This is a genomic window from Bacillus sp. SM2101, assembly GCF_018588585.1.
GTDB lineage: Bacteria > Bacillota > Bacilli > Bacillales > SM2101 > Nanhaiella > Nanhaiella sioensis.
In genome coordinates, this window is sequence record NZ_JAEUFG010000017.1 from 38,084 (window position 1) to 62,886 (window position 24,803).

A 24,803-nucleotide genomic window follows, 5' to 3' on the forward strand; every position below is an offset into this window, starting at 1 on the left:
ATTATTTACAAAATTATAAATAAAGAGAAAGTTATTTTGTTATGATAAACTTATTTATATAAATTACAAAATATTCCTGTTGTTTAGTAAAGGGGGTATACACAATTAAAAAGCTAGTACTTTTTTTATGCTGTTTTTTACTAGTTGCTTGTAACCAATTCAAAGAGCCAAGCTTTCATATTAGAGTGAACGTAGCAAATTTAACTGAAGAAGAATATCAATATGTAGGAACAGGAGATTTAGTCAATCCAACAATAAATGATTTTAGAAAATTGATATTTCACTTTGAAATAGACTCTAAGCATAACGTTATAGACTTAAATATTGATACCCCAGAATATGGAGAATGGAAAAATGCAATTAATGCTATTGACGAGCAGAGGTATTGGTACGGTAAAGGTAGTTCTCAAACTAACGCAACCTATAAATATGATTTTGTCTTTTATGCGAAGGGCTTAACAGAGAATGATATTACAAAAGCTTTTGATGAAATGATCATTTCAGTTACTTGGAAGAAGGATCATGGAGTTGAACAAATAAGAGAATTTTTCATTAGTAACCTAATAGTGTTTGATGGTGAAAGCTAAGCTAGTAAAAGCTGGTTACTATAGAAATACAGCTTGAACTAGAGTCTTCAGGATAGGAGGAACTTAAATTGAAAATCATTGAAAATAAAAACGGTTTACAGTTTCTTGATTTTATTAATTGCAACGAAGATGAAGAAATATGAACCGCGTAGCGGTTCTTTTGCGGTAATCATATGTGGAGAGCGTATTCTTTTATGCTATAACGTATGGAGAAATCAATGGGAGATACCAGCAGGTAGAAGAGAAGAAGGTGAAACCCCGAAGCAGTGTGCTATAAGAGAGTTGTTTGAGGAAACAGGACAAGAAGTAAATGATTTATCATTTAAAGGTTTACTTAAGGTGAAAAATAAACATAGTGGTGAAGTAAAGTATAATCCTGTTTATTACTCAACAGTAGATAAATTGCAACCTTTCAGAGATAACGATGAAACTTCAGAAATTATGCTATGGAATTATAAGGATAATATTAGGAATGTTGATCTCGTAGATATACAAATTCTAGATTTTATCTAATTTTTTTGCATATACGTTGCTGCTATTTACTTAATTGACAATCCCCATGATGATGTTTTACTAAGCAACAATAAATGCGAAAACACCTTCAACTAATAGGAGTGTTATGTCATTTCGTATCGTATCGTAAAAATAAGAAAAGGTGTAACGATTATTAGTTGTAGACGTCTAATATTTCATAGTACATACACGAAGTAGGATATTTCCATTCTAAAAAGATATTATTTTAGTAAATTATGGGTAGAAAACAATAAATAACAATGCTAAAATCATAATTAAAAATACAAAAATTCCCTTTGTAGGTGCCATGAATTTGGGAGGAATTTAGGGATGAATAAATCATCATTGTTAAAGATGTCATTCGTATTCGCCGCCACAACTTTATTATGGCTGAAGACATATATTGTCTATAAAACTAGCTTTGATTTAAAGGTTGAATCTTGGAAGCAAGAATTTATCCTATTTATAAATCCGCTAAGCTTTTTACTTATTATTTTTGGAATTGCACTGTTTATTAATATCAAGAAACGTAATCGTTATTTAATTGTTACAAGCTTCATAGTTTCATTCGTGTTGTATGCAAATGTGTTGTATTATAGGGAATTTTCAGATTTTATTACAATGCCATTACTTTTCCAAACTAGCAATATAAAGGATCTACATAATAGTATTTTTGAGCTATTGCATGTGACTGATATTTTTATGTTTGTCGATGTGCTTGTGTTATATTGCATTATGCGTCACAGGAATAAGGGATCTAATGAAATCATTTATACGAAGAAAGATAAACGAGCCTATTTCATATTAGTTACAAGCATTGCTTTAGTTAATTTAGTACTTGCGGAAACGGAAAGACCGCAGCTGTTAACGCGTACATTTGACAGAGAAATAATAGTGAAGAACATCGGGTCATACAATTACCACATTTACGATCTTTTGTTAACATCTAAAACAAAAGCACAAAGAGCATTTGCAGATAGTAGTGAGTTTGTTGAAATAGAAAATTATATAAAAGCAAATTACAAAGAACCAAATCAAGACTTTTTTGATATCGCAAAAGGTCGTAATGTGATTATCGTTTCAATGGAATCTTTGCAAAATTTTGTGATAAATGAAACAATTAATGGGGAAGAAATTACGCCTTTTTTAAATGAATTTGTGAAAGAAAGCTATTATTTTGATAATTTTTATCATCAAACGGGTCAGGGAAAAACTTCTGATAGTGAGTTTTTAGTTGAGAATTCATTATACCCTTTAGGTAGGGGGGCAGTATTTTTTACTCATTCAGAAAATGAATATCGTGCGACACCAGAAATCTTGAAAGAAGAAAATTATTATTCAGCGGTATTCCATGCGAATAAAAAAAGCTTTTGGAATAGAGATGTAATGTACCCTAACCTAGGCTATGATCGTTATTTCTCATTAATTGATTTTGATGTTAATGAGAACAATTCAATTGGTTGGGGGTTAAAGGATGCAGAGTTCTTTTCCCAATCTGTAGATATATTAAAGACACTACCGCAGCCGTTTTATACAAAGTTTATTACGTTAACAAATCATTTTCCGTTTGTACTTGAAGAAGAGGATAAGATGGTAGATGAGTTTACGTCTAATAGCCGGACAGTTAATCGATATTTTCCAACTGTGCGATATATGGATGAGGCTCTTAAAGATTTCGTTGAATTACTAAAGCAAGAAGGCATATATGAAAATTCGATTCTCGTATTCTATGGCGATCACTATGGAATTTCCGAAAATCATAAAAAAGCTATGGGAGAGTTTTTAGGAAAAGAAATGACACCATTTGATGTAGTGAATTTACAAAAAGTCCCTTTAATAATTCATATACCGGGAATTACAGATGAAAATCCACTTGTAGTTTCGAAAGTATCAGGACAAATAGATGTGAAGCCGACACTTTTGCACTTATTGGGGATTGAAACAAAAAATGACGTTCATTTTGGTGCTGATATCTTCTCGACAAAAAAGAGTGACCTTACTGTCTTGAGAGATGGAAGCTTTATAACGGAGGATTATATATATACAAAATCTATATGTTTTGACAAACGTACTGGAGCAAAAACGACTAGTTCTAGCTGTGAACCATATGAAGAAAAAGTAAAACATGAGCTAGAATACTCAGATAACATTGTTTATGGAGACTTATTAAGGTTCTATGATGGGACATCATATAATGAGGCTTTAACTGGTCAATGATGAAGCTTCTAGAAAAGTTAAGGTATTTGATCAAAGCTTTCAATATGACACCTAGTAAGTAGTAGGTAGCACAAAGAATTTAACTATAAATAAGTCATGCATATTAGCTAAAAGCTACATGCATGACTTATTTATTTTGGTTGTTTTTGTATTAGCCGCTTTTTGTAAAAGTTACTATGATGAGGTTTGAACCTTACCACAAAAGGATTATAAAAAAAAGGTGACCAGATTTAGTTGTATACGTGTAGATATCTTAGTAAGACTCCGTAAACTAAAGTATCTTTTCTTCGAAAAACAATAACATTACCACTAAATTTCATTTTGTTATTCATTAAGAGACTTGTTGTTAATACCTATGCTAAAGCTACTCTTTTTAACTGAAAGATATATGGGTGTTTAGTCATGAATGACAGTTGATTTCTGCGTCATTTGTTTAGGTATATTTATGCCCTTTATATTTGCTCCGACAACACCTATGATAATCATAATAGTGCCAATCAAGTGATAAGTGTAAAATGTTTCATGCAGAATGAAAACACCTGCAAGTATACTTACAATTGTTGAAAGGTTCATAAATACAACAGATTGTGAAGCTTTCATTCTAGATACCATGTAATTGCTTAAGAAAGATGTAACTACAGAAGATAAAATCGCTAAGTATAACATCGGTAAAATAAAATTGGCTTTTAATAAGACTGTAAAATCAGCTTTTTCAGGTGAGACAAAAAGTACTAAATTAAACATGATCATGCCCATGCCCATCATTGCATACGTTAATTCAATTGGTGAAAATTGTTTAGAAAACTTTCTTGCCAATACAGTATAAAAAGCCATTGATACAACAGATAAAAAGATGAGTATAATACCAAGCATATTTGCTTCACCGTCAACGCCTTTCATAACAGTAATGTAACTTACACCACCCACGGAAAGCAGAATAGAAGCTTTCTGTATTGTTGTCGTGCTCTCTTTTAACAAGATAGTTGCGAATAACATGACAAAAATGGGGACTAAGGCTGTAATAATACCAGCTTCACTGGAAGAAGCATATTTCATTCCATAAGTTTGAAATGAAAAAGAAAGTACAGGTTGAACGATTGAGAATAATATAAGTGGGAGTACGGGTTTATGTCGAAAATCTACGCGTATTACTTTTAATAAAATAAATGCTGTCATGACAATAAATGCAATAGTAAAACGGTAGGATAATATAGCTAAAGGTGAAGTTTCACTTACAATATTTTTTAAAAATAAAAAGCTGAAACCGACTATGCCAGCACTTAATATACCTGCCACTATAGGTAATAGATTATATTGTTTCATCTTTCATTCCTCCTAGTTGCTATCTCTTATGTATAGCATACTTAAAGGGAGCTTATCGTACATCAATGAATAGGATGAACATGGTCTACTACTTTAGCCTGAGGTACTCATCTAGTTGATATTTACATAAAAACTACCGTTGCGACTGATCTTCATATGCTTACGTTTTTTCGAGCTTTGTGCCATCCTTCCTTAAATTAGTATTTTTATCTAGATGTTGTTGTTTTTAAATGAAAAGATGCCAAGAATACTAGCTGTTTACGTGTTTATTCTTAGTACGATAAACACGTAAACAGCTTTTACTTATGTGTTATTATCTTGACATCATTAGTTAATGTTTAAGGTTACTTATTCTGAACTAAGCTAAAAAAGGTAATAAAACATATAACACTACAAATAATATATTGATATAATTAATATGAAATACCATTTTATAACATTATATTTTCTTATATTACAAACACCTTTAGCAATTTCTTTGTTGCTTTTTTATTTTAATTTGAGTTATTGATGTGTATATATAAATGATTTTTACAGTCATTAAAAAAGAAAAGGTGTCCCGAACGATAGTTGTTTTCATGTTTAGCTGTTATTACGATAAACAACAATGACTGCGAAAACAGTGCTATGTTAAAGAGTTAAACACAAATTTAGTAAGCATTGCAGAATATTATGGTGTATTCCTATAGAAGTTATAAAACAAAGCTTATGAAAGAACATTTACAAAGCTTAAGGTGATTGTATACTTTCCTTAAGAAATTCTTCATATTTTTCTAATCCAAATGTTAAGAAATGACAAGTATAATAATGAGCAAATGAGTAGGAGATGAGGTGTAATGATGAACGAATATACAATTCTAGTTACCGATGACGACAAAGAGATAAGAGATGGCATTGAGATTTACCTTAGTAATGAGGGATATAAGGTCATAAAAGCAGCAAATGGAATTGAAACACTCCAACAGCTTGAAAATAATGAAGTGCATTTAATTATAATGGACATCATGATGCCACAGATGGATGGAATTGCGGCAACATTTAAAATACGAGATAAGTACAATATTCCTATCATTATGCTCAGTGCAAAAGCTGAGGATACAGATAAAATTCATGGACTTTCAGTAGGAGCTGACGACTATATTACGAAGCCATTTCATCCGATGGAGCTCATTGCGCGTGTAAAATCACAAATGCGCAGGTATGTACAGCTAGGCACATATCATGAGCAACAAACAATCACTGAAGTAAATGGCTTAGTTCTTGATCAGGAAGCAAAGGAAGTGAAGCTAGACGGCAACTCAATTAAGCTTACACCGATTGAGTATAAGATCACAGAGCTATTATTACTGAATGCAGGGCGTGTGTTTTCCATTAATGAAATTTATGAACGAGTATGGAATGAGCCAGCATATAACGCCGAGAATATCGTAGCAGTGCATATTCGAAAAATACGAGAAAAAATAGAAGAAAATCCAAAAAATCCTCGTTATGTTAAGGTTGTTTGGGGGATTGGTTATAAGATTGAGAAGTAACCTTCTTTAAAGAAAGTTCGCAAACATATAGATAAACAACGTTTTAATGGATTTTTTATAGCTTAGTGAGTGTAAGAAGGGGGTTTGTAAAATGAAGAAGAATTTCTATAAAACAATTGGTTGGAGTTTATTAGTTAGTATAATTCTAATTGCCGTAACTTCAACTCTAGAAAATGCTCATCGATTTATCGGTAATCAAGATTATTTTCAAACCGATGAATTTCAATCAGAATACCATAACTATATAAGGGAATTAAGTTCAATTGTGTTAAATAATCCTGATAAGGAGCAGTTGAAGGAAACAGTTTCTGTTTCTCAACAAGAAATAGATCAGTATAGGTTTTACTACGGTGACTTAACTTCGCAAATTCAAAATATACAAGGGCAATATCAATCACGTATTTTAGAAGCGGAGGCTTCAGGTAATACCTCTGTGAAAGATGCCCTTACGAAAGAACGAGACGCCAAAATAGCTGACGTACAAAAAAACTTTGAAGATGATGAATATGTCGAAAAAAAGATAAAAGCAGTTATTAACACAAATATTGATTCGTATATAGCGGAACTAAATGCGAAAAAACAAGACTTCGTGTCCGATTTCACATATTTCTCATATGAGTTGAAAAATATTGAGACAGGCGAAACCTTCTCATCTGGAGATGTATCAGAAAAAGCTGCGTTTACTATGGAGTTCAGTAAAAAGAATGGATATTTAAAGGCATCACAATATTTAGATAGTGCATCATATTATATCGGTGGAGAGTACAACGAAGAAACTGGAATCGATGTCAATAATAAAATAACCACATTATTAAAAGCTTCTCCATCAACATTTGAAGGAAAAATAACTATACCCGTTGCAAACATGAATCAAGTAGAAAGGGCACAATATTTTATTTATCAAAAAAATCTGTCATTAATCATGCTGGCAATAGCTGTTGTTGCTTTATTAATTATATTATTAATATTTAAATTTCGTAAATCTTGGTACGTAGATAGTTCTGTAAGACGACAATATGAAAATTGGCCATTAGACATAAGGCTTGTCCTAATTTTGATCAATGGCTGGATTGTCATGATATTTACTTTCATGCTTAAGCAAGATTATTATTCATTATTTTCTTATTACAATTATCAGAGTGTTGAAGGGCTATTATTTAATCATTTCATTCATTTATTTGCAATATGGTTTGGCATATACCAAGTTGTATGGACGTATGATGAGCTAAAGCAAGGATTGGGCTTTATCGAAACACTTAAAAACGGTATTGTTGTTAAAAATATAAAGTTAGTAAGGGATGCTTTTTTAAAAACCGCTATCGGGAAGCAAATGTTGGCGATATTAATCGTTATCTTTTTTTGGGGGATTGGAACTGCAATTGCCTTTGCTAATTCTTACGATGATGGTTTAATCATGTTTTATCTTATTTGTGTCTTCTTCATCGGTATACCGTCAATTTTGTTTCTGATGAAAAGGATTCGTTATTTAAATCGTGTATTTAGAGCAACCGAGCAAATGGCAAGTGGCACCTTACTTGAACCAGTTCCTGAAAAAGGAAAGTCAGTTATAGCTAAGCATGCGAAACATCTTAATAAACTAAGAGCTGGAATTAAGACGTCACTAACAGAGCAAGCAAAAAGTGAACGATTAAAAACCGAGCTTATAACAAATGTAAGTCATGATTTAAGAACACCTCTGACCTCAATCATCACATATACCGATTTGTTAAAAAATCAGCAGCTGACAGAGGAAGAGAGAAATGAGTATGTAAATATATTAGAAAGAAAATCCAATCGCTTAAAAATACTCATTGAGGACTTGTTTGAAGTATCAAAAATGGCGAGCGGGAATTTAGAGCTTCATAAGCAACAGGTAGATTTAACACAATTAATACATCAAGTACTTGGTGAACACCAAGAGGATATTGAAAAATCCGGTCTTGATTTTCGGATAACAATTCCAGATACCTCAGTGATGAGCTACGTAGACGGACAAAGATGGTGGCGTGTGTTAGACAATTTAATCGTTAATGCACTGAAGTATTCACTTACAGGTACAAGAGTATATGTTAGTCTAAAGCATGAAAATAACCAAGCAGAATTTGTTGTTAAGAACATTACTAAATATGAGCTTGGTGAGAATATTAACGAACTACTTGAAAGATTTAAACGAGCAGATACATCACGAGCTACAGAGGGATCTGGCTTAGGGCTTGCGATTGCTCAATCGATCGTTGATTTACATGGCGGTACATTACAAATAGATCTAGATGGCGATCTATTTAAAGTAATTGTTAAAATACCAACATCTTAGAGTTGGAATTAGAATAAATTTACATTTATGTCAGGGAATTATTTATAATAATAAGGACACTTCTTCGTAGAATGATAGGCACATTTATCATATGAGAGAAGTGTTCTCTTTTTTTATCTTAGCTTTTTTTGCATATCCAAATTAAGAAATGATACACGCCCTCTACTACATTTTTCATTGTAATTTCTTCCGTTGTGATTTTAGTGAGAATTGTAACAATATTTAAGAACAGAGCCTTAACTGGAATCTTAATCATATGAAAGGGAGAGAGCAGGAATGAAAAAGATATTATTTTTGCCATTGTTAAGTATGCCTTCCGGACATCATCAAGTAGCAGAGGCTTTAATTCATTCAATTAATAGGACTACCAATGGGATAACAACGAATAAGGTTGACCTACTTAGTTACTCTCATCCAGTTTTAGAAAAATTAATTACAGCATTTTATCTTAAATGGATAAAAGTATCACCTAAAACGTATAAGTGGGCATATAATAATTTCGGTTATTCAAAATCAACAACCTACTCATTACAATGGTATGAAAGGTTGTTTTTAAAAAACATGGAGCAACTTATTCAACGTGAACAACCTGATGTTATCGTAGCAACACATGGCTTTCCATCGTTTTTAGTTAGCCGCTTAAAGCAAAAGAGAATGATTGATGTTCCGTTAATGAATGTTTATACAGATTTTTTTATTAACAATGTCTGGGGAAGAGATGGTGTTGATTATCATTTTGTACCAAGTGAGCACATACGTACTTCCTTAATAGAGGATAGCGGGGTAACTGCAGAAAAGATAGTTGTGACAGGTATTCCTATTAATGGCAAGTTTAATCGGGTGAGCCGACAGTTCGAACAAAAACAAATCCATCATATTTTGTTAGCTGGTGGAAGTTGTGGCTTAGGAAATATGGTAGACCTTCTAAGGCAAATAGATCATTCAGCAAAGCATTTTCATTTTTCCGTATTATGTGGAAATAACGTGAGGATGTACGAAGAGTTAACAAACTGTAAAAAACCATATATTACGCCGTTGCAGTATCTTTCTTCGCGAGATGAAATGAATGATTTGTATGAAAATGTTGATGCTATTGTAACGAAGCCTGGCGGTGTAACTGTTAGTGAGGCTTTGCATAAAAAGTTACCAATCTTTGCAATAGCTGGTTTACCAGGACAGGAAGAAATTAATTTATCTTATCTCCAAAGTGAAAGCTTAGTGTATAAACTTGATTTGAATATGTCTATCTCATCACAGATCATTGAGAAACTAACGAATAAGCAGGAATGGAATGAGCACCAACAAAGAATTGAGGGTTATCTGCAGACGTGCCAGTTTGCTTCTGAGAAATTATTAACAGTCATAAAAGCTATTAACAACAAAAAGGTAGATAAGGTTGGGTAGTTTATGTCAAAGGAGAAATGGTTAACAGATTAATAGGATAATCTGTGATTATTGAAGTCTCTAAACCAGCATCTTATATAGGAAAAAGGGTGAAAGATAGATGAATATGCTAGAACTTATACAAAATCTAGGTACGATTGGTTTATTTATATCCATGTTTTTAGAAGGCTCATCTATACCATTCCCGGGAATTGTGGTCGTTTTATCGTACGGTCTGTTGCTAAATCCTAGTCATATGGAGATTGTACTCACCTCGCTTGGTATGGCAAGTATGTATACGGTAGCGAGCCTCATTCCTTATGTACTCGGTGCAAAAATGACCTTCTTATTCCCAAAGAGATTTTGGATAAGTATGGAGAAAGCTAGATGTTGGTTTAGAAGGTATGGAGTTTGGAGTATCTCTTTATCAAGACCATTCGGTATAGGAAATTATATTTCTTATGTAGCTGGTATAAGTAATGTAAAGTTACGTATTTATCTTGTTCATACTTTTTTGGGAATCCTGCCATGGTCAGTTGCCGTTCTCATGATTGGCAAACTTGGAAATGTAACGAAAGTAAAGCAATTGTTTCAGGAATATGATGTATATATTTATCTCTTAGGCGCATTAATTCTCATTAGTTATCTCATTTTATTGTGGATAAAGTTAAAAAATAATGCTGGAACTTATATGAAGGAGGAAATCGAGAACAGCAAACAACAACAAGATAGTGTAGCTTTGAACAAGTGAACTACAGTATAAGGACATCATCATGTGTTAACTCTGAAAGCTGTTACCAACCTCTAATCAAAATATTGGGCTGGGAGGTAAGTGGAATGATCAGAACAGGCTTATCGTTGAGTGGTGGCTCCATAAGAGGTGCTGCTCATATTGGCGTACTTAACGAATTGAAGAAACAAAATATGGAAATTACACATATTGCTGGAACGAGCGCAGGAGCTGTCATTGCCGGCTTATACGCTTGTGCTATGAAACCAGAAACAATGAAAAAGGAATTAGATGAACTTTCATTAAGAAAATTAATAGATATAAGATTGGGTAAAAAAGGATTTGTTAAAGGGAAAAGAATTTATGACAAGCTACTACAGCTCACAGACGGCAAGTATTTTACTGATCTAGAGATCCCACTTGCAATAGTTAGTTTAGATCTGTTATCTGGCAAACTAGTTGTCATTCGTTCAGGTGAAGTGGCCAAAGCTATTCATGCAAGTGTAGCCATTCCTGGCATATTTGCACCTGTTAATTATGGCAATCAGCTATTAGTTGATGGATATATATTAAATAATAATCCTGTCGATATCGTAAAAGAAATGGGTGCTAAGCATATTACTGCTGTTTGCCTACGAGGATCAAAAGATCAACAGCCAAAAAATATACTACATCAGCTTTCAAGATACATAGGCGTAGCAAGTAAATATCATACAAACCAGCTTGTAGAAAAATATGCAGATGTAATTATAGAAATTGATTTACAAGGTGTAGGTGGATTTCAGAAAAAATCCTTAGGTAAATTTGTAGAATTAGGAAGAGAGCAGGCATGTGATGCTTTTTCCATTAGTGAGCTCAACCAACATACGAACAATTGCATGTATCCTCAAGAATTCAGCGAGAAAAGGTTAACTGTCTAAAGTTAGTAAAATGAATGAAGAAAACGTACGAAAATTATTTTTACAACTAACAGTGAAAAATCTAGATAGATTCATTTATCGATGAATCTATCTAGATGATGGTACGCCAATTCGCTATTGCAATGTATATGATGGTGGACTTACTTTATCTATCAATATAAGGCCATCGTATTGCTCACTCGGTATAAATAGAATATCACTTCTACCATCGTGTTTTCCTATTGCTTCCGAATTCCACCAATAACTATTTGCTTTATCATCTTTTATATTGATATTTAAAAAGGTCACTGGATATCCTGATTGATTAAGCCGATGTTCTATTGAGTTAGTTTTGTGGTTCGTATTAACATCCACAATTTCTTTAATGTCAAGGGATTTATGTTTACCACTATACATATATAATCCGATAACATATGCTTCATTTTTTATAGACTCTGGTAAATATTCTACCATACTAACGTACCAACCATTGCTAGTGGCTGAATTGTTTTTCATAATGTGACCGTTATGTCCCCATACAACGAATTTTTCATCAGGATATAATTCATTAAGCAACCATACTAAATTTTCTGACATGATTTTATCTCTTAAGTTCATATAATTTATTTCTTCACTACTGTTGTATATGTTAGTAAGTAAATATAATCTTTGTTTGAATATTTTATCAAACAATTGTTGGATATTCTCGTTTAAAGATCGAGCTAGATTAGAATTTTCTTCGTTCAAACTACTTAATAAATTCTTATATTGATCGATTAACTTTTTATTTCTTTCATCTGGAATAGGATTGCCTAGTTGTGTTAAAGAATAAAACTCTTTTTCTGCTATTTCAATAGCTTTTGCATACTCTAAATTTATATCCTCAAAAAAATCGTATAGCAATCCCTCCCTTGTACCCATTGAATTCATATCAAATCCAACAAGGTTGATAGGTTGACTTGTAGATTTCTGTTCTCGTATATATTTAAATAAATATGTATTATTGTTCGTATGCCAAATATTATAAAGAGATTTCTTCATGCCAGTAATTGAATCTAGCTCAAGCAACAGTTCATTTGTCAGATTAACCTCTGTCATGCCGCTTTCGAAAGCTACTACATTGTAATCTAACTCTTCATGTAAAAATTTAATGAGCCTGCCTTTCATTTGATTATATTCTGCAACCCCATGAGAGCTTTCACCGAGCATGACAATTCTTTTATCTGCTAATATATCTTTCAGAAACATTAAGTCACTAAAGTCATTACCTTTCAAATCTATGCTTTTAAAATCGAAGTTAGCTTTGTTAGAACTACTTATTTGACCGATATGATCTGCTTTCAGTGAGATAACTTTTTCACTATTATGTGATGATGTTTGGATTTCACATCCTGATAAATATAGAAAAGTGAATAAAGTATAGATGAATAATGATAAAGTTTTCCGAAATAATCTCATATTTTACCTTCTTTTTTTAATATTTTTCTTATAAATCCATCAACAATTCTTGTGAATATGGAATGTGTTTTTTGCTTTTTTAAAACGATTTTGCGTAATACTGAGATAACTTAAGAGCTAATAAAGTGTTCACACCCTTTTCAGTATATTTAGAAAATTTAATAATCATTTACCTTTTTTTTGCTTAGCGCTTGGGATTTTCTTATTAACGCTTTTATTGTGATTTCTTTCTGTTTTTAATTATTAATGTCACTTGAAAAATAAGTAAACCTAATCTACCATATGGAGTAAAGTAAATGAGTATTGCTGTTTATACCAAAACAATAAAAAAAGATTATTTCATTATTGGACCTCAAGCAGGTAATGATTATCCATATTTTACTATATGGTGAAATGATTATCAATATAGTTAAATTTAGTTAAACTTTGAATTGTTAAGTTTATCTGATAAAGACTATTTTAGTAATTTGAAATTATTTCTATATAGTTTGCGTTATATCCAGTGATTTCAGAAGGGGGAGGGAAATGTTAGGTTTGAACAAAGGTGAAGTTAAGCTAGTAGAAAATAAATATTCAGAATGGAATAGCCTGTTTTTAGAAGAGAAAGAGACTTTGGATTTATTAATTGGTAACTATGTAAAAGATATTCAACATATAGGTAGTGCAGCTATTCGGAGTATATTGGCAAAGCCCATACTTGACATATTAGTTGGTGTTGAATCTTTAAGTGATATACAACAGTTTGATACAAACGTTCTGAAAGAAGAAGGCTATTATCATTTATCTAAAGTTGAAATAGAAGGTAAAGAAGTGTTTGCGAAATTTTCAAATTTAAATACCATGACAAAATCTCATATTCTTCATATCGTTGAATATAAGGGTGATTGGTGGCAACAACACACGTTTTTCAGAGATTATTTAAATAATAACCCTCAAATGGCTAAAGAATATGAAGCACTTAAAAAGACCCTAGCTATTAAATATCCCAATAATGTATCTGCCTATTCCGAAGAAAAAAATAGTTTTGTAGCTAAGGTTCTAAGTCAAAGACAAAATTGACATCAATTTTGGAGTAGGTTAATGAATTAAAGTTTGTTGCATTTATGAGAAAATTAGAGTACTAAATTTATCATCTACACCTTAAGGGCAGTATAAATGATCGGGATAAGCTTCGACTAAAATATTTTATTAAAATTTCATTGGGTTCCAATAATATATTTAAGGACTATAATGAATTTAATAGCTTGATAAGCAAATACAAACAGCTTTATTTCTTCCAATTAATGTATAATAAGTTGGAGGAGTGATAAATGTTGATAGTTAAGATGACAAGAAAGGAATTTGACACGTTAGCTCATGAGGAGCTTTGTAAAGTATGCTTTGAACCTTTGATCATAGCCTATAAAAATAGTATGGTTGAGCAAACTTTACAAAGCATGTCCGCTTTTAAAGAGCAATTTTATGAACAGCTAACTACTGGGCAACAAGCTTTATTCGTATTTCATATGTTTTATGATCATGCAAGAAAATCCGTAGTAGAGTTGTATTGGTGGAGTTCATATTTTTATGCCCAACCGAAAAATTGGTCATCAATAAAAGCTAGTGTTCATCACTTTCAGGATATCGATATGTTCAAGTTACTTGAAGAGATCGAAAGCGTTTTGCTACAACATCAATACCCTAGTAGTTTAGAAGATTATCATATTACACGAGAAGACTTAGCTAATAATAAAGAACTTATTACTAGGTTTAATCGTTTTCATCTTCAGTTTATCGAGAACACTTCTAAGACGATTAAGCTTATAAGTAAGGGTATTCGAGGATGTCCAACTGAGTTTGTATTCATTGAGGAATAAGGTTATTAATTACCCATAAACCAGCTTCCTTTAAGGGAGCTGGTTTTTAATAGTAAAACACAAACTTATTTGAAAAGGTATGATATATTAATTAGGATGGAAGTTAATGTAGGAGGTAAAGCTAAATGAAAGTTCGATTAAGTAAATATCGTATTAAAGAAGGTAAAACGAAACGTGTGGATGAATGGATGGACATGTTAAATCAAAACATGGATAAGGTACTTATTATATTGAAAAATGAAAATTTGTATGTAGAAACAATGTTTCGTGAAAAAAATGCTGATGGTGAATTTCTTTATTGGTATGCAATACAAGGTGATAATGAAATGAATGTAGAACTTACGGAAGATGAAATAAACAATAAGAATGAAATAATTAAGAAGCATATGGAGTATTGGGAAGAATGTATTGATCAAGAGGAACAAACACCAATAACTACAGAAGTTGTTATGGTACCTGATAAAATTAGCAAACATATCATTTAATTCTAACAAATTTTTTTCTAGGCAAAAGATACATACGTGAATAAAAATTCGGATTTAATCTAGTCGATTTTAACCCCCACTTTTACATTTAGTGGGGTTTTTGGTTTTATAGGTGGAGTAGAACCCCACCTATAAAATTAGATCAAAGTCTACTAAAGGTAAACATATTAATTTAAATTATTTAATTCAGCAAAAACATTCATGAGTGCTCTAGAAGGTGAGCTTAAGTAACGTTCGTGATGATAAGCAAAGACAAGTGTCCTTGTTGGATTTGAATCTATTTTAAAGTAAGTAAGTTGTTTATTAACATTTTGATGTACGACCATATTCGGTACAACCGTCACGCCGAGGCCATTTTTTACTAGTGACTGCGCTGTTTCAATACTACTTGTTTCAAACTCTATCTGAGGTTGAAACCCACTCTTTGCACATAACTCTAATACCGAATTTCGAAACCCAAAACCTTGCTTTAGCAGGATAAATGGACATTGGGACAAGCTTTCTAATGAAAGAGTACGGGCGTGCTGTATCTGTGATGGTGTTAATAGACTTTGAATATGGCTCGGCATCCAAGAGGTTATTTTTGTCGGTAGAACGATGTGAAGTGGCTCGGTAAACATTGTTTTTGTAGTTAAGTATGTATTTTCTATTGGGAGAGCTACTATAGCAATGTCGATTTCCCCTTTAGCAGTTAAGGAAGTAAGCTGTTTTGTTGATTCTTCAACTAGCTTAATTTGAACATTGGGGTATCTTTGTTTGTATTCTTGAAGAAGTGGAGGTAATACATGACCACCTGTGACTGCTGTTGAACCGATGATTAACTCCCCGCTTGTTCCTTGATTAACTTCTTTCATTTCACGAATTAAGTCGTTCCGCATAAGGACAATCTTTTCCGCTTTTTTTAAGAATCTCACTCCAGCAGGAGTTGGAGTAATGTTGCCATGCTTACGAATAAATAATTGTACCCCTAATTCATTCTCTAATTTAGAAATTTGCTTACTTAATGATGGTTGTGCAATGTGGAGGCTCTCTGCTGCTTTAGTAAAATTTCGGCTCTTGGATATAGCGAGTGCGTATTCTAATAATCTTATTTCCAACAATATAACCTCCATAGCTAAAAGCTATTAATATAATAGATTATATATCTTAGACGAATACTTTTCCATTGGCTATGATGAAACTACCTTTAATTAATGCTAGAGGAGGGGTAAGCCATTGAATAGCTGGAATGCAAACTTGTACGATGACAAGCAACATTTTGTTTCAAATTTTGGCAAAGAACTAATAGAACTGCTTAATCCACAAGAAGGAGAAGAAATTCTTGACTTAGGTTGTGGAACAGGTGACCTTGCAAATGAGATATTTCAATTTGGATCAGTGATAGTTGGAATTGACTCGTCTGAAGAAATGATTCAACAAGCACGAAGCAAGTATCCGTCCATTTCATTTCTTATCCAAGATGGTGAAACCTTTCTAACTCACGATAAATATGATGCTGTATTTTCCAATGCGGCTATTCACTGGATGAAGCAGACGTCAAAAGTTGTTGAAAATATTTCACATGCGTTAAAGCCGGGTGGAAGGTTTGTAGCTGAGTTTGGTGGGAAATACAATGTAGAAACAATTATTAAAGCTATATCAAGTGTACTATATAGTGAGTTTGGGATAGATGCTTCAGTAAGAAACCCTTGGTATTTTCCAAGTGTAGGAGAATACACTACTTTACTTGAAGAGCATGGTTTTACAGTTCATTACGCTCAATATTTTGATCGACCGACATTACTGGCCGACCAAGAAGAAGGGTTGAATCATTGGTTAGATAGTTTTGCTAGCGATTTTTTTGTTGGGTTTAGTGAAGAACAGCAGCTTCATTTATACAGATTAGTTAATGAGAAAATAAAACCTCAATTGTTTCATCAAGGATCTTGGGTTGCGGATTATAAAAGGATTCGTATTATAGCTGTAAAATAAGTTCGCTGTATGCGTATAGAATGAATTTTTCGTACGAAAAAATAAACACGTATACTACTAGGTTTAGGGGCATCTTTTCTTCAATAAAACGATGACTGTTGAGTAAAACGACTTTCTAATCTTCAATTTAAGGAACTATAGCAACAAAGTTTACGAAAAGAGTCAATAATTTAGATATATATGATTTATTTGTTATAAAAATCATATTATTATGAATATATTGAATGCTAAATTTTAATCTTCTATACTATATGTTAGCATCGGGAAGTGTTTAAAGCTATATAGAAAGGATGACGTCAATGGGGTATGAATTTATTTTTATATGAATTAAATGAGTTTGAACATCTGCTCGTAACTTATTAATTGGTTGCTACCCAAGAGCTCCTTCAATTTTTGCTTGACGAAAGTATAAGTTTGCAAAAAAGTTGAAGGAGTGTTAACTGAAATGAAAGAAAAGAATTTCCGCATCCTATTATATTCATTTGTTTTATCAAGTGTAGCGGTCGCTATGTATCAGGGAGTTTATAAAAATTACTTATTAGATCATTTGTCCTTTTCTCCGACTCAATATGGTTGGGTTGATGGAATGAAGGAGCTGCCTGGATTATTTGCAGTTGGAATTGTCCTTATTGCATCACGGTTTACCCCAAAAGCTGTGTGGATTTGCTCTCTAATTGTGATTGCAGCAGGGTTAGTTTTATATACTGTCTCTGACAATTTGTTATTCATTATTATTTTCACTTTAATTTATAGTACTGGGACACATTTAAGGGGGATACAAGGAGATTATTTAGTAACTGATTTTTCTACAGAACGGGATCGTTCCTATAAATTTGGACTAATTGCAAGTTATAATGCAGTAGCAAGTTTATTAGGAATGGGTTTAGTGTGGGGAATTAGTACGGTATCTTCATTTGAAACAATCTTTATTATAAGCAGTATTTTCGCATTGATTAGCACAATTGCAGGGGTGAAGATCGTGCGAGCTAAAAGTTACTCTTCTCCCACAGTGAAATTAGTTTTTAAAAGGGCGTATACTCCTTATTATTTGTTGACTATCTTGTCTGCGACAAGGGAAATGTTTTTTATTACTTTTGGGACATTACTCTTGGTTGAAACATTTAATACTTCTGTACAATTAATGGCACTACTTATGGCTGCTCACAGTATATGCGCCATTATTACGCGTCCATTAGTTGGTAAGGCAATACAGCGATGGGGTGAAGGAAGAGCACTTGCGGTTAATTATATCCTAGTTACGTTTGTATTCGTAGGGTATGCTTTGTTCGATTATGTCTATCTTATTTATTTTCTTTTTATCATTGATGATGTGTTAGTTGGTTTTGACGATATCGGTATTTCATCTTTCGTAGGACGTCTTGTTCCCAGAGATGAATTAAGTGCGACGTTAGCAATGGGTAGTACAATAGCGCACGTTGTCGCAGTTTGTATCCCAATTCTAGGGGCAGTAGTTTGGACAATGTTTGGATCTATGATTATTTTTCTGATTGGTGCGATTGTAACGATTATAGCAGCGCTGTTTTCATTCAAGTTGACAAACTTTAAACCAATTTAACATTGTTTAGTTGTTATAAAAAAATGAGGCTATTTGAAAAGATCAATTTCAAATAGCCCTCCTTATGTTCTAATAAAAGCATGCTATATTATTATCTTAGTTTTACAAGTTGTTAAAATGTAGCTTGAGCAAAATAAAAATGCTCAAAAGCGCTTAATAGATCGTGTCTGTTGTTGAAATATCGCTTGTCAATATCCTCAGGAGAAAGGTGTTCGTAAAGTAGCATATCTATTTGCTGAAGTGATAAGTCCATCGTATTTGGGTCTAAGCCAGTTTTTAGAGGTTCTTGCGCTTGTTTAGCTATTTCTTGCATTTGTAATATACGTTTTGATGCTCTGTCTGGGTCAAATGCAGTATCATCTAAATAGTCAAATACAATTGAACTTCCAGTGGGTATAATTCTTTTTAATGCTTGTAATGTTTCAAATATCGTGTCTATCGTTAAATAATACGTTACACCTAACCAGCTGATAAACGTCAATTTCTTAGGTGAGAATGAAGATTTAATAAGCACATTAGTAATGTTTTCTTCTGTGAAGTCTATAGGGATGAATTGCACGTTGTTAGGTATTTCCCACTTGAGTTCAGCCATTCGCTTTATTTTGAGAGTCTGAGTTGCAGGATGATCAAGTTCAAAAACTTGTAAATGGTTTATTAATTCCGTTTTGCGATACGCAAATGTGTCAAAGCCTGCTCCCAATATAATATATTGTTCAACCCCTCTAGTAATAGCATTTTCTAAACAATCCTCCACATATTTTGCTCGGCTCACAGTTTGAGGAATACATTGGGTGCTCATAACCCAATTTAATGCATCTGTTATATTGCTATATTTTGATGCGTTTTCTGGATTGAAAAATGATATGGCCTTAGCCCAATTATGTCCAATCATGGCACTTTCTTCGTCTGATATTAGCTCTTGTGCAAGGAAATCATCAAAGATGATGGGGGAATGGTGTTGTGAATGATAGGATCTAGCAAAGGCACTAACAATTGCGGTTAGGCTTGCTTTGTTATTCACTTAAACATCTCCTTAACATATTTAAGTAGTTAACTACTTAGTTCAATCAGCGCTAATCATATTCTAACACAGAAATGGCAGAAATAGAAATAAATATTTAATTATAACATATAATTAAATATTCGTCAATATATTTTTATAGTTCTATTTCTTTTTATTAATACATAAGTATTATAGATAAACATAGTTACAGCTAGAAGGGAGAGGTAGTAATGTATTACCGCTTACTCGCTATCAATATTGATGGAACTCTACTACGGTCAAATGGTCGGTTACAAAAAGGTGTAAAGGAAGCAATTCAGTTTGTTCAAAATAAAGATGTGTATGTAACACTAATTACAGGCAGAAACTTTTTGTCAGCTCAAAAAGTAGCGAAGGCTATAAAAATAGATTCCTTACTTGTAACTCTTAATGGGGCTTTTATTGCTAGTTCTATAGATCGTCCAATCTATGTAAATGGTTTATCAGAGGAGAGAACTTTTAATATTGTGCAAGTGTTAGAAAATTATGATTGCAATATAAGATTAATTCATGAAAAATTCTCTTTAGGCAATAGAAAAAGAGCAACAGAAAATATAGTTGCAAAAGCAGTTTTAAATAGTGGTGATCCTTTGTTTTATCCATTGCAATTTGTTGATTCATTAGGTGACCATTTACGCGATAATCCAGTCTCAGCTCTAAAAATAGAAGTGTATTTTTCCAATAAAGATGAGAAGGAAAAAGTAGAGGAAACGATTAGCAAAGCTTTCCCAACGCTCTCTATACTTGCACATATTGAAAATAAAATTGAAATTATTCCAGAAGGGGTGTCAAAGCTTAACGGATTGAAGAGATTAGGTGAGCATATTGGTATTCAATTGAATGAAATGGTTGCAATTGGTTATGCGATAGATGATTTACCTATAGTTAAAAAAGTAGGCTTAGGTGTAGCGATGTGGGATTCACCTAATGAGGTGAAAAAGGCAGCAGATTGGATTACACGTACGAGTAATCAACAAGGTGTAACATATATGATTAAAGAACATTTTCGTAAGCAACAACGAAAAGAATTTCTCCGTGAAGTAAGTCGTTCAGGTGATAACTAAATAGAATCTTGTCCGTCACGTTAATAGTTGCGGTTGAGAGTCTCATCGGGTATACCTCACTTTACAAATTAATTTAACAACCTATCCGATAAGTGATTTTAATTTAATCACGAGACTTTTTAATATCAAATATTTATTGAAAAGCTTTAAGTTAAAAAAGTAATAGTTTTTTAGAAAACACCTATTATGGTCAAAACACATTTTGATGTAGATTTGAAAGAAAGATGAGATGTGTTGTGTTGGATAAAGTCACGATGTTCACAAAAAAATGCGTTGGTATTCCCCTTTGGATATGGTATCTAAAGGGGTGTTTTTATAGTGAAAAGAAAATAATATCTGAATAAATAGCTGTTAATTGACATAAAGCTGTTCCATTAGATTTATTACTAAACATGAAATAAAGTAGTGCTGTGATACAACATAAAGCAATTAAAGTTTGCAGAAGGTACCTTTCTTCACTTTAATCAAGAAGTACACTATACTAGCCCAACCTTTCAGTAATATGTGAAAAAACTGGGATTTAAACAATGAATGTCAAGGTGAAGAATCTGTTAGGATAACACTCCAATAGAGTCCTTCTTTGGGTACTTTAAAGGTGAATTCTATATAAAACCGTGTAGCACTTTGGAGGGACTGAAAAGAGAAGTAAGAAGTAATATGATGTACTACAACAATTTTAGATATCAATGGAACTTAAAGAAGATGACTCCTGTTCAATACAGAAATTATCTTCTCCATGTGACATGATCTTTTAGTTTTGTCCTGTATTTTATAAACTGGTTAACCTTGTTTATTTTAGGGTCAAATTGTTTAGGAAAATTCTTATATTACGTAGCAGACTTTAAACTGCGATAAAACACGAACACCAAAATGGTTCCTAATGTTTAGCGTTAGTAAAAAGTAATTTTACACCAAGCCAAGTTACTTTTTCAATCGTGTTTTGAACCTTTGTAGAAACTAGCCATTGCTTAACATAATCTACTAGAAATACAATTACAGTAAATCATAATATAATCATAAGTTTGATTTTGTTACTAAAAATGCATTCTCAAAAGCTGATACTAAGAACCCAATTAATATAGTAGGTTTAGATATGCAACCACAACCGTACATAATAAAGGGATATTTTAAGGTAGAAATAAAGAACAGTAAACTTACAAGCTTAAACTCTTGAAGTATTACTAGGTTATTAAATGATTTGTTTTTTTAAGCCCCCCTTTAAGAGACAAGGTGAACGAAATATATATGTGGAAGGAGGCGGAGTAAATTTCAAAATAATAATTTCTAAAAATTTCAAACTATCTGTACGGGGGGACGAAATGTTGAAAAAGACATTCTTGGTAATGATAATGCTAACATTATTATCACCAATGTTAAGTGGTAATATTGCAGCAGCTATTAACTACCAGCACGCAGTTAGCAATTTAACTGAAACTAAATCTCAAATTTCATTTACTTCAAACGTAAATACGAGCTGGGTAGATGTTCATTACAAAGTTAATACAGGTGTCCAGCAAAATGTAAGAATGAATAAGGAAGGATCGACTTTTACACATGAATTAGGTGGGCTAGAAGCTGGTGACATTATTAATTACAGTTTTACTTATAACAATGGTACTCCAGCATATAACACACCTTGGTATGAAAGTCCGCATGGATTGGAAGCGATGCCAGAACCAGAACCAGAACCAGAACCAGAACCAGAACCAACACCTGTACCTGAGCCTAATACAGATGTCGAGCGACTTGTGATTGACGATTTTAACAGATGGGAACAATGGAACTCAAATAAAAACGACTTAAACGAATCTATTATACGTAACGGAGGGGTTTACAACCTTGAAGGTAATAGAAATCTGTATTTTTTCTTTAACGGTGGATCGAGAGCTGAGTCATTTGATCAATACATAAATCGAGATATTTCTGCTTATGATACATTGGAGCTTACTTTAAAAAGTCCAAATGTTGTTGAGGGAAATTCCATAAACATCGTTTTAAATGATGGAACAAATCACTCGCTAAAATTATCTGACTACGGCAATATAACAAGCAATTACCAAACAATCTCAATACCATTAGCTGATTTTCAGGCGGAATTAACGAATACAATATTTTTACGTTACGAAGGCATAGGTACTGGTAAAATTGTTCGTATCGATGAAATGGTCCTTACATCATCTACTGGAGTTATGACAGAACCTGAGCCAACAGAACCGACACTTGAGCCAGTTCCAGAACCTGAGCCAACAGAACCGACACCTGAGCCAGCTCCAGAACCTGAACCAACAGAACCGACGCCTGAACCAGTTCCAGAACCTGAACCAACAGAACCGACACCTGAACCAGTTCCAGAGCCAGAACCATCGAATCTCAATACAATTAATCCGTTTGAGAAGATCGAAGCAGAAAATTACGATTTTATGAGAGGAATTGACACGGAAGTTACTACTGACGTAGGTAGTGGACAAAACGTTGGTTGGACAGATAATGGCGACTACATCGCATTTAAAAATGTTGATTTTGGCACAGAAACCCCGAAAGGAATTGAAGCAAGAGTAGCTAGTCAAACCATCGGTGGAACAATTGAAGTGAGGTTAGATGGTGTTAATGGACCTTTGCTGGGCACAGTAGATATTCAACATACTGGTGGATGGCAAAATTGGGTTACAAATACTTCTACTATCTCTAATGTCACTGGCAAACATGATGTGTATTTAGTTTTCAAAGGAGTAGCTCCAGGGATTGGAAACTTAAATTGGTTTGTATTCACTGGTACAACAGGTCAAGTTGAGTCAGTAGAAGAGGAGCCGGATGAACAACCAGAAAATTCAGCGGGAGATGACAATCAAAATCCCCCACAATCTGATAGATATGAAATACAAGAAATTGGAGTAGGGGACTCTTTAGCACAAGTTCTTGAAATCTTAGGTCCACCACAGCGTGAAGATGTTAGTAAATATGGATTTACATGGTATATTTATAACCAATCCTATGAAAACTTCTTAATGGTTGGTGTAGAAAATAGTAAAGTAGTTGCCTTATTTACGAATGCGACAAATTGGACCACGCCATCTCACTTAAAATACGGAGATAATAAGACGAATGTAGATGAAATTTATGGTGAGCCATTAGAGTATTATTTGAAAGGAAACACGAGATTTTGGATAAACGAATCACCTAATGAAGTAGCTACATATTCAGTTGAAGAGCTTTATATAACATTCTTCTACGATATATATGAACAACAGGAAGTAGCTGGGATATTATATATAAATAAGGATACAGAAGACCAATTTCGTAGTTATTATGGCAACCCATCTACAAATTTAACTGAAGTATATGCTAAACAAATATTTGATTTAGCAAATGTAGAAAGGGTAAAAAGAGACTTAAAGCCATTTGTTTACGATGAAACTGTTTCAAAGGCTGCTTTTAATCATAGTAAAGATATGGCATTGAAAAATTTCTTTGATCATACAAATCCAGACGGCAAAAATGTAGTTGATCGGTTGAGAAATGAAGGGATTTTATCCTTTTCTTTGATTGCAGAAAATATAGCAGCTGGTCAGTATAATGCCATTTATGCTAATGCAGGTTGGATGAATTCATCAGGACACCGTGCTAATATTTTGGGTAATGGAGAAAGGTTAGGTACAGGTGTTTACTATAACCCAGATAGTCAATATAGAATTTATTATACCCAAAATTTTTATACTCCAAGATAATACTTTTACATAATTTATGCAAATACTCAACTAAGTTTAGTTTTATAATCTAGTAAAATAAAAAACTAATGATCCTTATAAAGTTAGACAAGTTCATTAGTTTGCTTACAGGGTCTGATTCCGGTTTA

At 32.9% G+C, this 24,803-nt stretch carries 20 protein-coding genes; 16 read left to right on the forward strand and 4 right to left on the reverse strand.

Annotated features, from left to right (window positions below; genetic code table 11):
- Positions 1-185: 185 nt before the first annotated feature.
- From JM172_RS16180 to JM172_RS16190, 3 genes are all read left to right on the forward strand, one after another.
- Positions 186-587 (forward strand): hypothetical protein, encoded by a 402-nt coding sequence (locus tag JM172_RS16180; protein ID WP_214483415.1) that lies wholly within the window; start codon positions 186-188, stop codon positions 585-587.
- Positions 588-665: 78 nt separating this feature from the next.
- Positions 666-1,100: an NUDIX domain-containing protein gene (locus tag JM172_RS16185; RefSeq protein ID WP_250886713.1), complete on the forward strand. Its 435-nt coding sequence runs from the start codon at positions 666-668 to the stop codon at positions 1,098-1,100.
- Positions 1,101-1,430: 330 nt separating this feature from the next.
- The gene (locus tag JM172_RS16190; RefSeq protein WP_214483416.1) at positions 1,431-3,317 is read left to right on the forward strand and encodes an LTA synthase family protein; all 1,887 of its coding nucleotides are present in this window, start codon (positions 1,431-1,433) and stop codon (positions 3,315-3,317) included.
- Positions 3,318-3,713: 396 nt separating this feature from the next.
- On the opposite strand, the gene JM172_RS16195 is transcribed toward JM172_RS16190, so the two are convergent.
- Positions 3,714-4,640: a DMT family transporter gene (locus tag JM172_RS16195; protein ID WP_214483417.1), complete on the reverse strand. Its 927-nt coding sequence runs from the start codon at positions 4,638-4,640 to the stop codon at positions 3,714-3,716.
- An 839-nt stretch (positions 4,641-5,479) separates the two neighbouring features.
- Between JM172_RS16195 and JM172_RS16200 the strand changes: the two genes are divergently transcribed.
- The 5 genes from JM172_RS16200 (at position 5,480) to JM172_RS16220 (ending at position 11,519) form a co-directional block, all read left to right on the forward strand.
- Complete coding sequence (locus tag JM172_RS16200; RefSeq protein ID WP_214483458.1) at positions 5,480-6,172, forward strand: response regulator transcription factor; 693 nt, start codon at positions 5,480-5,482, stop codon at positions 6,170-6,172.
- Between the two features lie 91 nt (positions 6,173-6,263).
- Complete coding sequence (locus tag JM172_RS16205; RefSeq protein ID WP_214483418.1) at positions 6,264-8,486, forward strand: sensor histidine kinase; 2,223 nt, start codon at positions 6,264-6,266, stop codon at positions 8,484-8,486.
- 276 nt (positions 8,487-8,762) lie between these two features.
- Entirely contained in the window at positions 8,763-9,890 is a 1,128-nt protein-coding gene (locus JM172_RS16210; RefSeq protein ID WP_214483419.1) for an MGDG synthase family glycosyltransferase, read from the forward strand.
- Positions 9,891-9,990: 100 nt separating this feature from the next.
- Positions 9,991-10,620 carry a DedA family protein gene (locus tag JM172_RS16215; RefSeq protein WP_214483420.1) on the forward strand — a complete coding sequence of 210 codons (630 nt, stop codon included), beginning with the start codon at positions 9,991-9,993 and terminating at the stop codon, positions 10,618-10,620.
- A gap of 86 nt (positions 10,621-10,706) precedes the next feature.
- Positions 10,707-11,519, forward strand: coding sequence for a patatin-like phospholipase family protein (locus JM172_RS16220; RefSeq protein ID WP_214483421.1), 813 nt, complete (start codon positions 10,707-10,709; stop codon positions 11,517-11,519).
- 114 nt (positions 11,520-11,633) lie between these two features.
- Here the strand turns inward: JM172_RS16220 and JM172_RS16225 are convergent, their stop codons facing one another.
- Entirely contained in the window at positions 11,634-12,956 is a 1,323-nt protein-coding gene (locus JM172_RS16225) for an erythromycin esterase family protein (protein ID WP_214483422.1), read from the reverse strand.
- Positions 12,957-13,481: 525 nt separating this feature from the next.
- On the opposite strand from JM172_RS16225, the gene JM172_RS16230 reads away from it, so the two are divergent.
- From JM172_RS16230 to JM172_RS16240, 3 genes are all read left to right on the forward strand, one after another.
- Positions 13,482-14,015, forward strand: coding sequence for a GrpB family protein (locus JM172_RS16230; protein WP_214483423.1), 534 nt, complete (start codon positions 13,482-13,484; stop codon positions 14,013-14,015).
- 251 nt (positions 14,016-14,266) lie between these two features.
- Positions 14,267-14,812, forward strand: coding sequence for a hypothetical protein (locus tag JM172_RS16235; RefSeq protein ID WP_214483424.1), 546 nt, complete (start codon positions 14,267-14,269; stop codon positions 14,810-14,812).
- 125 nt (positions 14,813-14,937) lie between these two features.
- Complete coding sequence (locus JM172_RS16240) at positions 14,938-15,297, forward strand: DUF6176 family protein (protein WP_214483425.1); 360 nt, start codon at positions 14,938-14,940, stop codon at positions 15,295-15,297.
- A 167-nt stretch (positions 15,298-15,464) separates the two neighbouring features.
- On the opposite strand, the gene JM172_RS16245 is transcribed toward JM172_RS16240, so the two are convergent.
- Positions 15,465-16,394, reverse strand: coding sequence for a LysR family transcriptional regulator (locus JM172_RS16245; RefSeq protein WP_250886714.1), 930 nt, complete (start codon positions 16,392-16,394; stop codon positions 15,465-15,467).
- 118 nt (positions 16,395-16,512) lie between these two features.
- Here JM172_RS16245 and JM172_RS16250 point away from each other — a divergent pair, with 118 nt between their 5' ends.
- Positions 16,513-17,268, forward strand: coding sequence for a class I SAM-dependent methyltransferase (locus JM172_RS16250; RefSeq protein WP_214483427.1), 756 nt, complete (start codon positions 16,513-16,515; stop codon positions 17,266-17,268).
- Positions 17,269-17,713: 445 nt separating this feature from the next.
- Positions 17,714-18,844, forward strand: coding sequence for an MFS transporter (locus JM172_RS16255; protein WP_214483428.1), 1,131 nt, complete (start codon positions 17,714-17,716; stop codon positions 18,842-18,844).
- Positions 18,845-18,956: 112 nt separating this feature from the next.
- Here JM172_RS16255 and JM172_RS16260 read toward each other — a convergent pair whose 3' ends face one another.
- Entirely contained in the window at positions 18,957-19,865 is a 909-nt protein-coding gene (locus JM172_RS16260) for a class I SAM-dependent methyltransferase (protein ID WP_214483429.1), read from the reverse strand.
- Between the two features lie 212 nt (positions 19,866-20,077).
- Between JM172_RS16260 and JM172_RS16265 the strand changes: the two genes are divergently transcribed.
- The 3 genes from JM172_RS16265 to JM172_RS16275 all read left to right on the forward strand — a co-directional run bounded on the left by JM172_RS16265 (position 20,078) and on the right by JM172_RS16275 (position 24,675).
- Positions 20,078-20,950, forward strand: a complete 873-nt coding sequence (locus tag JM172_RS16265; RefSeq protein WP_214483430.1) for a Cof-type HAD-IIB family hydrolase — start codon at positions 20,078-20,080, stop codon at positions 20,948-20,950.
- Positions 20,951-21,517: 567 nt separating this feature from the next.
- Complete coding sequence (locus JM172_RS25495) at positions 21,518-21,697, forward strand: IS3 family transposase (RefSeq protein WP_214483459.1); 180 nt, start codon at positions 21,518-21,520, stop codon at positions 21,695-21,697.
- A gap of 575 nt (positions 21,698-22,272) precedes the next feature.
- Positions 22,273-24,675, forward strand: coding sequence for a carbohydrate-binding protein (locus JM172_RS16275; RefSeq protein ID WP_214483431.1), 2,403 nt, complete (start codon positions 22,273-22,275; stop codon positions 24,673-24,675).
- The last annotated feature ends 128 nt before the right edge of the window (positions 24,676-24,803 follow it).

What these genes read in the sequence shown, in the direction of transcription:
- JM172_RS16240 (WP_214483425.1), top strand. Translation starts at nt 14,938, where the DNA reads ATGAAAGTTCGATTAAGTAAATATCGTATTAAAGAAGGTAAAACGAAA.
- JM172_RS16225 (WP_214483422.1), bottom strand. Translation starts at nt 12,956, where the DNA reads ATGAGATTATTTCGGAAAACTTTATCATTATTCATCTATACTTTATTC.
- JM172_RS16215 (WP_214483420.1), top strand. Translation starts at nt 9,991, where the DNA reads ATGAATATGCTAGAACTTATACAAAATCTAGGTACGATTGGTTTATTT.
- JM172_RS16195 (WP_214483417.1), bottom strand. Translation starts at nt 4,640, where the DNA reads ATGAAACAATATAATCTATTACCTATAGTGGCAGGTATATTAAGTGCT.
- JM172_RS16235 (WP_214483424.1), top strand. Translation starts at nt 14,267, where the DNA reads ATGTTGATAGTTAAGATGACAAGAAAGGAATTTGACACGTTAGCTCAT.
- JM172_RS16255 (WP_214483428.1), top strand. Translation starts at nt 17,714, where the DNA reads ATGAAAGAAAAGAATTTCCGCATCCTATTATATTCATTTGTTTTATCA.
- JM172_RS16210 (WP_214483419.1), top strand. Translation starts at nt 8,763, where the DNA reads ATGAAAAAGATATTATTTTTGCCATTGTTAAGTATGCCTTCCGGACAT.
- JM172_RS16205 (WP_214483418.1), top strand. Translation starts at nt 6,264, where the DNA reads ATGAAGAAGAATTTCTATAAAACAATTGGTTGGAGTTTATTAGTTAGT.
- JM172_RS16265 (WP_214483430.1), top strand. Translation starts at nt 20,078, where the DNA reads ATGTATTACCGCTTACTCGCTATCAATATTGATGGAACTCTACTACGG.
- JM172_RS16190 (WP_214483416.1), top strand. Translation starts at nt 1,431, where the DNA reads ATGAATAAATCATCATTGTTAAAGATGTCATTCGTATTCGCCGCCACA.
- JM172_RS16220 (WP_214483421.1), top strand. Translation starts at nt 10,707, where the DNA reads ATGATCAGAACAGGCTTATCGTTGAGTGGTGGCTCCATAAGAGGTGCT.
- JM172_RS16200 (WP_214483458.1), top strand. Translation starts at nt 5,480, where the DNA reads ATGAACGAATATACAATTCTAGTTACCGATGACGACAAAGAGATAAGA.
- JM172_RS16230 (WP_214483423.1), top strand. Translation starts at nt 13,482, where the DNA reads ATGTTAGGTTTGAACAAAGGTGAAGTTAAGCTAGTAGAAAATAAATAT.